This is a genomic window from Bacillus sp. MHSD_36, assembly GCF_030757775.1.
GTDB lineage: Bacteria > Bacillota > Bacilli > Bacillales > Bacillaceae_G > Bacillus_A.
In genome coordinates this window covers 86,722-96,908 of the sequence record NZ_JAVBIS010000009.1, presented here as the reverse complement: position 1 = coordinate 96,908, position 10,187 = coordinate 86,722, and the positions used below count along the sequence as shown (strand labels likewise).

The following is a 10,187-nucleotide window of genomic DNA, read 5'->3' as shown; positions in this document are numbered from 1 at the left end:
CCTCAAGGTGCTCAAGGTAACACGGGTGCTACCGGCGCTACTGGTATAGGAGTTACAGGACCAACTGGACCTTCTGGTGGGCCTCCTGGACCGACTGGACCTCAGGGACCTCAAGGTAACACGGGCGCTACTGGACCTCAAGGCGTTCAAGGACCAGCGGGTGCTACCGGTGCTACCGGACCTCAGGGTGCTCAAGGTAACACAGGTGCTACTGGACCTCAAGGTGTTCAAGGTAACACGGGTGCTACTGGTGCTACCGGTGCTACTGGACCTCAGGGTGTTCAAGGGCCAACGGGCGCTACTGGTATAGGAGTTACAGGACCGACTGGGCCTACTGGACCTAGCTTCCCTGTAGCAACAATTGTTGTAACAAACAACATTCAACAAACAGTACTACAATTTAATAACTTTATTTTCAGCACTGCAATTAACGTAAACAATATTATCTTTAATGGCACAGATACAGTTACAGTTATCAATGGTGGTATTTATGTAATTAGCGTATCTATTTCTACCACTGCGCCAGGATGCGCTCCTCTTGGAGTAGGCATTTCAATTAATGGAACAGTCGCAACTGACAACTTCTCTTCAAATCTAATAGGCGACTCACTTTCATTTACTACAATCGAAACGTTAACTGCCGGTGCAAACATTTCTGTCCAATCTACTCTTAACGAGATTACGATCCCTGCAACAGGAAACACTAACATTCGTCTAACTGTATTTAGAATCGCTTAAATCTCACTATTTATTGTTTATGGCAAATAAAAAAAGAGCGAGAAAATGAACTGCACCCCAATTGTTAGACACAGTCTAACAATTGGAGGTGCAGTTTTTCTATGGCTAAATTTACAGCTGATGAAAAAATACAAATCGTTCTACGTTATTTGAACGGAAATGAAAGTTATCGAGAAATGGGTAAATTGCTCGGTATAAGTGACACAATCATTTTGAATTGGGTAAACCAATATAAACAGAATGGTCTGGAGGCTTTTCTAAAACGATGTACAAATTACACACAACAATTTAAACTAGACGTACTAAACTTTATGATTGAAAACGGTATGTCCTTATTTGAGACGGCAGCTATCTTTAATATTCCTGCCCCTTCAACGATTTCTGTTTGGAAAAAACAGCTCGAAACACAAGGAATTGATGCCCTTCAATCTAAGAAAAAGGGGCGTCCATCCATGAAAAAAGATTCAAATAAACAATTAAAACAAGCTTTAGCTGACGGGTCAGTCGAGGCACTTGAAGCACGCATTAAACAGCTTGAGATGGAAAATCAGTACTTAAAAAAGTTGAATGCCTTAGTTCAAAACAAGGAAAAATCACGAGACAAGACAAAGCGCAAGTAGTCTATGAATTAAGGCATAAATATTCGGTGAAGGCACTTGTGGAGCTAGCTACTATTCCTCGAAGCACGTATTATGATTTAGTAAAGAAAATGCATCGTCCAGATGTAGATGCCGATTTGAAAGCTGAGATTAAAGAGATTTATGAGGAAAATGAAGGTCGTTATGGTTATCGTCGCATTCGTGATGAATTAACGAATCGTGGCCAGAAAGTGAACCACAAGAAGGTTCAGCGCATTATGAAAGAGCTTGGGTTAAAGTGTGTTGTGCGTATGAAGAAATATAAATCCTATAAAGGAAAAGTCGGTAGAATTGCACCTAATATTTTAGAGCGTAACTTTCATACAGATGCACCGAATCAAAAGTGGGTAACAGACATCACAAAGTTTAAATTGTTTGGAGAAAAATTGTATGTATCACCTGTATTAGATTTGTATAATGGTGAAATTATTACCTATACAATTGGTTCTAGACCGACGTATTCGCTTGTTTCAGACATGTTAGAGAATGCATTGGAACGTTTACCTGAAACCCACCAGCTACTGATGCATTCGGATCAAGGATGGCATTATCAAATGAGACAATACGTCCGTACACTTGAATCAAGAGCTATCGTCCAGAGTATGTCTCGAAAAGGCAACTGTTACGACAACGCAGTAATAGAAAATTTCTTTGGGATTATGAAGTCGGAGTTCCTCTACATAAAAGAATTTGAAAATGTAGAGCACTTTAAAATAGAATTAGAAAAATATATAGATTATTATAATACGAAACGGATTAAGGCAAAATTAAAAATGAGCCCGGTACAATACCGGACTCACTTTTATCAAGCTGCCTAATGAAATAACCGTGTCTAACTTTTAGGGGTCACTTCAAACTCGCTCTTTTTTTGTTATGTACAATAATTCATTACTACTCTAATTCAATTGAAACATTTTTTTGTGGAACAAATGTGGAAATTGCATGTTTATAAATAAGCTGTTGCTTACCTTCTGTTTCCAGTAGGACTGTAAAATTATCAAATCCTTTAATTAATCCACGAAGCTGGAAACCATTTAATAAGTACAGCGTAACAAACGTATTCTCTTTACGGAGTTGATTTAAAAACTGATCTTGAATATTGATTGATTGCTTCATGTCGAATCCTCCTCTTTTTCTCTACTTACTATTATTCGACTTTAGTTGTAGCTTTCCTTCTATGTATCGTAAAATTTCTGACGTTTTTTCACCGTCTGTAACATCAAACCATGTGACATCCATCTTATTACGGAACCACGTTAATTGGCGTTTTGCATAACGACGTGAATTCGTCTTTAATTGTGATACCGCTTCTTCTAAAGAGACACGATCCTCAAAATAATCATATATCTCTTTATACCCAATCGCTTGAATAGATTGACAATCTCGTATCCCTCGATTATACAATCCTTCTACTTCTTCTAATAAACCTTGGTCCATCATTATATCAACTCGTAAGTTAATGCGATCGTATAGCATTTCACGATCCATTGTCAAGCCAATCAAAGAAACATCGTATAATAACTCGTTTTCTTGTTTTTCAAGTTGATCACTCATTTTTTCACCCGTCGTGCGGAAAATTTCTAACGCTCTAATGACACGGCGTACATTATTTGCATGAATACGCTCAGCGCTTTCTGGGTCTACTTCTTGTAATTTCTTATGTACATATTCCGCACCACGTTCTAATGCTAACTTTTCCATTTGTTCTCGGTATATAGCATCACCAGCATCATCCGTAAACTGATAATCGAATAAAACAGATTGTATATACAGACCAGTTCCACCAACGATAATTGGCAATTTACCACGCTCTGTAATCTCTCGAATATGCTTACGAACACGTTCTTGAAATTCGGCAACTGAAAATGATTCTTCTGGATTTTTTATATCAACCATATAATGTGGAATTCCGTCCATCTCTTCTTTCGTCACCTTTGCAGTTCCAATATCCATCGTACGATAAATCTGCATGGAATCTCCACTTATAATTTCACCATTCAACGCTTTAGCAAGATCAATACTTAACTTCGTCTTCCCAACAGCAGTTGGTCCAATGATGACAGCAACTTTTTCACGTTGCATTTCTCCCATATCATTCAACTCTCTTTATGTAATGTACTCCATCTATTGATTATATCCAATCTTACCAATTTTAACGGCATGATTGCAAGTTCTTTCATTACGGTACATGAAATTATAAATAAAAAAGAACATAGTTTGTCCAATTCCGCATATACATGATAAAAATAGTTCCGAGAGGATGAGTTAACTATGAAACAATCCACTATCAATTTTTCATCTTTGACAAAAGACCTCATTTTAGCTACTGCTACAAAAGAACAAAATTGTTCACAAGAAGAATTATACTTCGCCTTAAATTGTTTACTACGTTCCTTTCATTCTACTCTCCAAGAAACAACTTTACATCCAGAAAATAAAGATACAGAGTATATACAAAACCAATTTTGCAGTGCATATAAAATTATTACAGGTAAAACGATTTATCCTTTTCAATAATCCATAAAAGGCGGTTGCTTACATACTTTCAAGCAACCGCCTTTTATATTAATACATATACACTACTCTATAACTTTCACTTTTACAGATTTGCGCCCCCAGCTATTGGCACTACCATCTGAGCCAACTAAGACATCAATACGATTTCCTTTAATCGCACCACCAGTATCTCCAGCAATCGCTTCTCCATATCCTTCTACCCACACTTTTGACCCAAGTGGAATTACTTTAGGATCAACAGCAATTACTTTCATATTTGGATTCGCTGTTAAATCATGCCCCATTGCAGTTAATACACGACCACCATACGTACCATTCTCACCTGGATGCGCTGTATACGCCGTCGCTTCTACTGTTATTTCACGTCCACCAGCAGGTGCACTTGTTTGAGTAGATTTCGCAACTTGTTTCGTAGTTGACTGCTGTTTTACCACAGGTTTATTTGATTCTACCTTCTTAACAGACTCTTCGTTCTTAACTACTTTATTATTCTTAACCGGCGTATTTACTCCTACTGGCGCTTCTTCTTGCGCTACAACTTCTTTCTTTTCAATTACAGGTGCCGTCCCTGTTAAAAATGGCACGTGAACATATCCTGTTTTTCCATTATAGTCAAATTGCAACCATTCATTTTGAACTTGATTTGTCGTTTCGATTACATCATTTTTATTCAGTTTACCAAGAATTTCTGAGTCAGTATTCGCTCCAGCGCGAACATTCAACACGCCCGCTGTCACATAATATGTACTTTTTGTAAATTCAGCACTTACAAACGCTTCTTGACCATTTAATTTAATTTTTGTCCATCCGTTTTCTGTATTTACAACATCTAATTTATTTCCGCTTAACATTTTACCTACAAGCTTAGACTCTACAGTTGGGTTTTCTCTAACATTTAATACGTCTGTTGTTACAAACGTTTCTGCTTTCGCAGAACCTGCAAAAATCCCAAGACCAAAAACTGCCGCCGTTGCTATACCTAATAATTTTTTCATGAATAGCCTCCATTTGCTTTGTTTTCGTATTTTCATTATAGCAACAGATTTTTAGGATTTTTCGAAATCACACAATTACAAACCATTCGTAATATACGATTAACGATTTGTAACATAAATTTCCATATTAATGAATCTCATTTCCAATAGAATCTTCAATATTTTTCATATATTTTCCACATACAAGCACCAGAATTTTTTTCCAGAAAAAATTACAGTATTACTTTTTTGTTACAAAAAAATCATATTTCATTACATCTTTTACCAAAATTCATCATTCTCCAATTATTAATCCACTTTTTTGTAATACAAAGGAGTAGCTCATAAAAGCTACTCCCTTTACATCTGTTATTGAACTTTCTTTTTCCAAACCCCCATCATAAGAGCTGAAACAACTGTCCCTATTAATATCGAGAAAATATATAACACCGGTTTATTTACTAATGCGATAACAAACAACCCACCATGCGGTGCTGGTAATGTAATTTGGAATAACATAGATAATGCACCCGCAATACTTGAACCAACAACACAACTTACTATTACTCGAACCGGATCTGCTGCAGCAAATGGAATCGCACCTTCTGTAATAAACGATGCGCCCATAATATAATTTGTTAAACCAGATTTACGTTCTGCTTCAGTAAACTTTGATTTAAAGACAGTAGTTGCGAATGCAATCGCTAATGGCGGTACCATACCACCAGCCATAACAGCAGAGTGTACGCCAAAGTTCTGCGCTTCTATTGCAGCAATACCAAAAGTAAATGCAGCTTTATTAATCGGGCCACCCATATCAATTGCCATCATGCCGCCTAAAATAAGACCTAATAATATAGCATTTGTACCGTTCAAACCATTTAACCATCCTGTTAGCATTTCATTTAATGCTACTACTGGTGGGTTTACTACTTTTTGCATAACAACTCCTGTAATTAACAATCCAAAGACTGGATATAACAAAACAGGTTTAATTCCTTCTAACTGTACTGGTAATCCTGAAAATAATTTTTTCAACCCTAAAACAACATATCCAGCTAAGAAACCAGCAATTAATCCACCTAAAAACCCCGCATTTGCTTGCGCTGCTAAAAATCCACCTACAACACCAGGCATAAAACCAGGTCGATCAGCAATAGAACTTGCAATAAATCCAGCTAAAATTGGTACAAGGAATAAAAACGCCCCCGTTTTCCCTCCTCCAATAGACATGAACAATTCAGCTAAAGGACCTTCCGCCTTTATACCACCAAACGAAAACGCTAATGCGATTAAAATCCCACCACCAACAACGAATGGAAGCATATTACTTACGCCGTTCATTAAATGCTTATAAATTCCTAATCCTTTTTCTTTTTCCGTACTTTCTGCCTTTCCATCTTCTTTTACACCTTTAAAGATTGGTGCATCTTGTTTTACAGCTCGATTAAGAAGTGTTTCCGTTTTTCTAATCCCATCAGCGACTGGTACTTGAATGACATGCTTCCCAGCAAAACGGTTCATTTCTACTTGTTTATCTGCTGCTACGATAATAGCTGTTGCTCGTTCAATGTCTTCTTTCTTTAAACCATTTTTTATACCTGTTGATCCGTTCGTCTCAACTTTAATCGCGATTCCTAGCTCTGCTGCTTTTGCTTTCAAGCTATCTGCAGCCATATACGTGTGAGCGATTCCAGTTGGGCAAGCCGTAACTGCCAATACGTACGGTTCATTTCCTTCTGGTTTTGCAACTTCAACCTCTTCTTCTTTTTCATTCTCTTTTTCATCAAATAAACGAAGAAGTTCCTCTTCATCCTTTGCTTCTAATAATTGCTTACGAAACCCTTCATCCATTAATAATGTAGAAAGGCGCGATAACGTTTCTAAATGAGTATTATTTGCCCCTTCGCTCGCAGCAATCATAAAAAACAAATGAGCTGGTTGCCCGTCAAGCGATTCATAATTGATACCGCTTACACTTCTACCAAAACAAATCGCTGGTTGCTTAACAGCTTTTGTTTTCGCATGAGGGATTGCAATTCCTTCCCCTATTCCAGTTGTACTTTGTGACTCCCGCTTTAAAATAGCTTCTTTAAATTCCACTTTACTATTTAAACGATTTGCGCCGTTTAATTTCTCAACTAATTCATCTATGACAGCTTCTTTATTTGAAGCTGTCAAATTCATAATAACTGTATCCCTTTTTAATAGTTCTGTAATTTTCATATGTTGCTTCCCCCTATCGCTTAGCTACGATTACTTGCGACAATAATTCTTCTACTTTTTCCTTTTCACATAAATCAGCTGAGAATGCTGTTGCACTCCCTGTTGCAACGCCATATTGAAATGCCTTTTCAATATCTTTTGTTTGTTCATATTTACCAACAAATCCTGCAACGAGAGAATCTCCTGCCCCAACCGAGTTAATTACAACACCTTTCGGAACAGTTGCTTCATATATACCTTCTGCTGTAAATAATAAAGCTCCATCTCCTGCCATTGATACGATCACATGCTCTACACCTTGTTCGATTAATTTTCTTCCATACGGTAAAATATCTTCTACTGTTGAAATCTCTACATCGAATAACTCACCAAGTTCATGATGATTAGGCTTTATTAAAAATGGCTTATTTTTAATTACATGCTGCAGTGCACTTCCGCTCGCATCGACTACTACGCGAATACCTTTTTCAGCTCCGAGCGCTGCAATTGATTCATAAAAGGTAGTTGGGATAGATGCAGGTACACTTCCAGCTAGCACAACGCAATCTCCCTGCTTCATACTTTCGATTTGTTTCATTAATTGTTCAAATTGCTCATTTGTCACATTAGGACCTTGCCCATTTAATTCTGTCTCTTCTTGCCCTTTTATTTTCACATTAATTCGGGAATCCCCATCTACTTGGACGAAGTTTGTCGTTACACCTTCCGCCTGTAATACATCTTTAATAAATTGACCGGTGAATCCACCAGTAAATCCAAGTGCTACATTTTCCACACCTAAACGATGGAGAACGCGAGAAACATTAATCCCTTTTCCTCCAGGAAACTTCATATCTTTCTCTGCTCGATTTACTGTGCCTAAATCAAAGGAATTAACTTGTACTACATAATCAATAGATGGATTTAAAGTAACTGTATAGATCATTGTTTATCAGCCTCAATTACATTGGTTTGTCTTTTATATTTTTCTAAATCAATTTCTAAATGGTTTGTAATAATATTTGCTTCTTCCACATTGGCAATTTTCGCAAACGCAACTTCTGAAAACTTACTTTCATCAATTAAGAAATATCCTTCGTTCGCTAATGTTAATGCCATTTGTTTTAATAATGCCTCTTCTGGATCTGGAGTTGTAAAACCAAGCTGTTCATGTACACCATTTGCACCTAAAAAACATTTATCAAAGCGATACTTTTGCATACTTTCCTGTGCCATAGCACCAATTAAAGCTTTCGTCCTACTTTTCATCATTCCGCCTAGTAAATATGCACGAATATTATTTTCAACTAAAGCTTCAATATGCATAAGTCCATTCGTAACGACAGTAACATCTTTATTTATTAAAAATGGAATCATTTCAAATGTCGTACTTCCTGCATCTAAATAAATGCAATCACCTTGTTCAACAATGCTAGCGGCATACTTCGCAATTTGTTGTTTTATTTGAATGTTTTTGGATGATTTTTCAACCATCGTCGGCTCCTGTCCTTTTCCTGTTAAAACAGCTGCACCACCGTGGACTCTTTTTAATAACCTTTGTTTTTCCAATTGCGCTAAATCACGACGAATTGTTGATTCAGAGCTTTCTGTTCTTTCTACTAATTGTTGTAATTTAACAACCTTCTGCTCTTTTACAAGTTGCAATATCATTTGATGACGTTCAGGAGTTAACATTTTATTCACCTCTTCTTTGATTACAGTATAATGAAAACGATCACAAAAATCAACCATAAACATTCACAAATAATCAAAATCAGTCACCAACAGTTATAAACAACAAAAAAGAAACCCATTTGATTGTTATATCAAATGGGTTTCTTTACTCGCTTCACTTATAGGGAAGCTTTATATATGCTTAAAACATCGTCTTTATTTAATTTTTTAAAGTTACCAAATTCGCCATAAGCCATCGCTTTATCCGCCATTACATCAATTTCGTTTTCTCCAATAGCGTAATCAGCTAATGTTACCGGCGCTTCAATTGAAGTCCAAAACTGACGTAACGCCTCAATCCCTTCTAACGCAATCTCTCGATCAGTCTTTCCATCCGTTTCTACATCGAATACACGAATAGCAAACTGTTTAAAACGACTTACATTTTCATCTACAACATGCTTCATCCAGTTCGGGAATAAAATCGCCAAGCCACCCCCATGTGGTATATCATGAACCGCAGAAACTGCATGCTCAATATTATGAGTGGCCCAGTCTCCTTTTACTCCCATCGCTAAAATGCCGTTTAACGCCATAGTACCGCAATATAAAATGGTTTCTCTATGCTCATAATTTCCTAAATCATTTAAAAGCTTAGGAGCCGTTTCAATTACTGTTTTTAAAACAGATTCACAATAACGATCTTGTAGTTCTGTATTTGTTCCGTTGTGGAAATATTGCTCTAATACGTGCGACATAATATCTACCATACCGTAAATTGTTTGATCCTTCGGCACAGACGCAGTATGAACTGGATCTAAAATTGAAAACTGCGGGAAAGTAACTGGACTACCCCAGCCATATTTTTCATTCGTTTCCCAGTTTGTAATGACAGAACCAGCATTCATTTCAGATCCTGTTGCTGCAAGCGTAAGTACAGTACCAAATGGTAATGCCTCACTAACAAAAGCTTTTTTCGTTACAATATCCCACACATCTCCATCGTACTTACTACCAGCAGCAATTGCCTTCGTACAGTCAATTACACTTCCTCCACCAACTGCTAAAATAAATTCAACACCATTATCTTTACAAATTTGAATTCCTTTCTTTACAGTTGATACACGTGGATTCGGTTCAACGCCTGTCAATTCAAATACTTCTGCATTTATATCTTTTAAAATAGAAATTACATTATCATAAATACCGTTTCTTTTAATACTGCCTCCCCCGTATACGAGAAGAACTTTTTTACCGAACTGTGGAATTTCAGTTTTCAACTGTTCTAATTGCCCTTTACCGAAAATAAGTTTCGTTGGATTACGAAATACAAAATTTTGCATATCCCTTTACCATCCCTTCTATATGAAAAGCAACTATACTTTTGTATACCATATTTTTTTCATTTTACAAAAATATTTGCCTAACAAAAAAATCCCAG

General features: G+C 36.8%; 10 protein-coding genes. 3 read left to right on the top strand and 7 right to left on the bottom strand.

The features are described from left to right. Both Q9B79_RS24035 and Q9B79_RS24030 read left to right on the top strand, forming a co-directional pair. A partial coding sequence (locus Q9B79_RS24035) for a Gly-Xaa-Xaa repeat protein (RefSeq protein WP_306188275.1) occupies window positions 1–738 on the top strand: 738 nt, incomplete at its 5' end. A gap of 101 nt (window positions 739–839) precedes the next feature. After that, window positions 840–2,194 (top strand): IS3 family transposase gene (locus tag Q9B79_RS24030; protein ID WP_306188274.1). Its coding sequence is split into 2 segments (ribosomal slippage): window positions 840–1,293 and window positions 1,293–2,194, totalling 1,356 coding nucleotides; the frame shifts between segments, so codons are not numbered across the junction. Window positions 2,195–2,267: 73 nt separating this feature from the next. On the opposite strand, the gene hfq is transcribed toward Q9B79_RS24030, so the two are convergent. Next, window positions 2,268–2,492: an RNA chaperone Hfq gene (hfq, locus tag Q9B79_RS24025; protein ID WP_000813896.1), complete on the bottom strand. Its 225-nt coding sequence runs from the start codon at window positions 2,490–2,492 to the stop codon at window positions 2,268–2,270. A gap of 21 nt (window positions 2,493–2,513) precedes the next feature. Beyond that, a complete protein-coding gene (gene miaA, locus Q9B79_RS24020) occupies window positions 2,514–3,467 on the bottom strand; it encodes a tRNA (adenosine(37)-N6)-dimethylallyltransferase MiaA (protein ID WP_306188273.1) in 954 nt (317 codons plus the stop codon). 180 nt (window positions 3,468–3,647) lie between these two features. Between miaA and Q9B79_RS24015 the strand changes: the two genes are divergently transcribed. After that, the gene (locus Q9B79_RS24015) at window positions 3,648–3,893 is read left to right on the top strand and encodes a hypothetical protein (RefSeq protein WP_000814418.1); all 246 of its coding nucleotides are present in this window, start codon (window positions 3,648–3,650) and stop codon (window positions 3,891–3,893) included. A gap of 62 nt (window positions 3,894–3,955) precedes the next feature. Here Q9B79_RS24015 and entD read toward each other — a convergent pair whose 3' ends face one another. The 5 genes from entD to Q9B79_RS23990 all read right to left on the bottom strand — a co-directional run bounded on the left by entD (window position 3,956) and on the right by Q9B79_RS23990 (window position 10,089). Then, on the bottom strand, window positions 3,956–4,888 hold the full coding sequence (gene entD / locus Q9B79_RS24010; RefSeq protein WP_306188272.1) for a cell wall-binding protein EntD: 933 nt from the start codon (window positions 4,886–4,888) through the stop codon (window positions 3,956–3,958). Between the two features lie 348 nt (window positions 4,889–5,236). After that, window positions 5,237–7,093, bottom strand: a complete 1,857-nt coding sequence (locus Q9B79_RS24005; RefSeq protein ID WP_306188271.1) for a PTS fructose transporter subunit IIABC — start codon at window positions 7,091–7,093, stop codon at window positions 5,237–5,239. Between the two features lie 13 nt (window positions 7,094–7,106). After that, window positions 7,107–8,018 carry a 1-phosphofructokinase gene (gene pfkB, locus Q9B79_RS24000; protein ID WP_306188270.1) on the bottom strand — a complete coding sequence of 304 codons (912 nt, stop codon included), beginning with the start codon at window positions 8,016–8,018 and terminating at the stop codon, window positions 7,107–7,109. Further along, complete coding sequence (locus Q9B79_RS23995; RefSeq protein WP_000957277.1) at window positions 8,015–8,767, bottom strand: DeoR/GlpR family DNA-binding transcription regulator; 753 nt, start codon at window positions 8,765–8,767, stop codon at window positions 8,015–8,017. Before Q9B79_RS23995 ends, pfkB begins: the two co-directional genes overlap by 4 nt. A 158-nt stretch (window positions 8,768–8,925) precedes the next feature. Next, window positions 8,926–10,089, bottom strand: a complete 1,164-nt coding sequence (locus Q9B79_RS23990) for an iron-containing alcohol dehydrogenase (protein WP_306188269.1) — start codon at window positions 10,087–10,089, stop codon at window positions 8,926–8,928. Between the last annotated feature and the right edge of the window lie 98 nt (window positions 10,090–10,187).

Coding starts and splice junctions, on each gene's coding strand:
- hfq (WP_000813896.1), bottom strand. CDS start 2,492: ATGAAGCAATCAATCAATATTCAAGATCAGTTTTTAAATCAACTCCGT.
- miaA (WP_306188273.1), bottom strand. CDS start 3,467: ATGGGAGAAATGCAACGTGAAAAAGTTGCTGTCATCATTGGACCAACT.
- Q9B79_RS24015 (WP_000814418.1), top strand. CDS start 3,648: ATGAAACAATCCACTATCAATTTTTCATCTTTGACAAAAGACCTCATT.
- entD (WP_306188272.1), bottom strand. CDS start 4,888: ATGAAAAAATTATTAGGTATAGCAACGGCGGCAGTTTTTGGTCTTGGG.
- Q9B79_RS24005 (WP_306188271.1), bottom strand. CDS start 7,093: ATGAAAATTACAGAACTATTAAAAAGGGATACAGTTATTATGAATTTG.
- pfkB (WP_306188270.1), bottom strand. CDS start 8,018: ATGATCTATACAGTTACTTTAAATCCATCTATTGATTATGTAGTACAA.
- Q9B79_RS23995 (WP_000957277.1), bottom strand. CDS start 8,767: ATGTTAACTCCTGAACGTCATCAAATGATATTGCAACTTGTAAAAGAG.
- Q9B79_RS23990 (WP_306188269.1), bottom strand. CDS start 10,089: ATGCAAAATTTTGTATTTCGTAATCCAACGAAACTTATTTTCGGTAAA.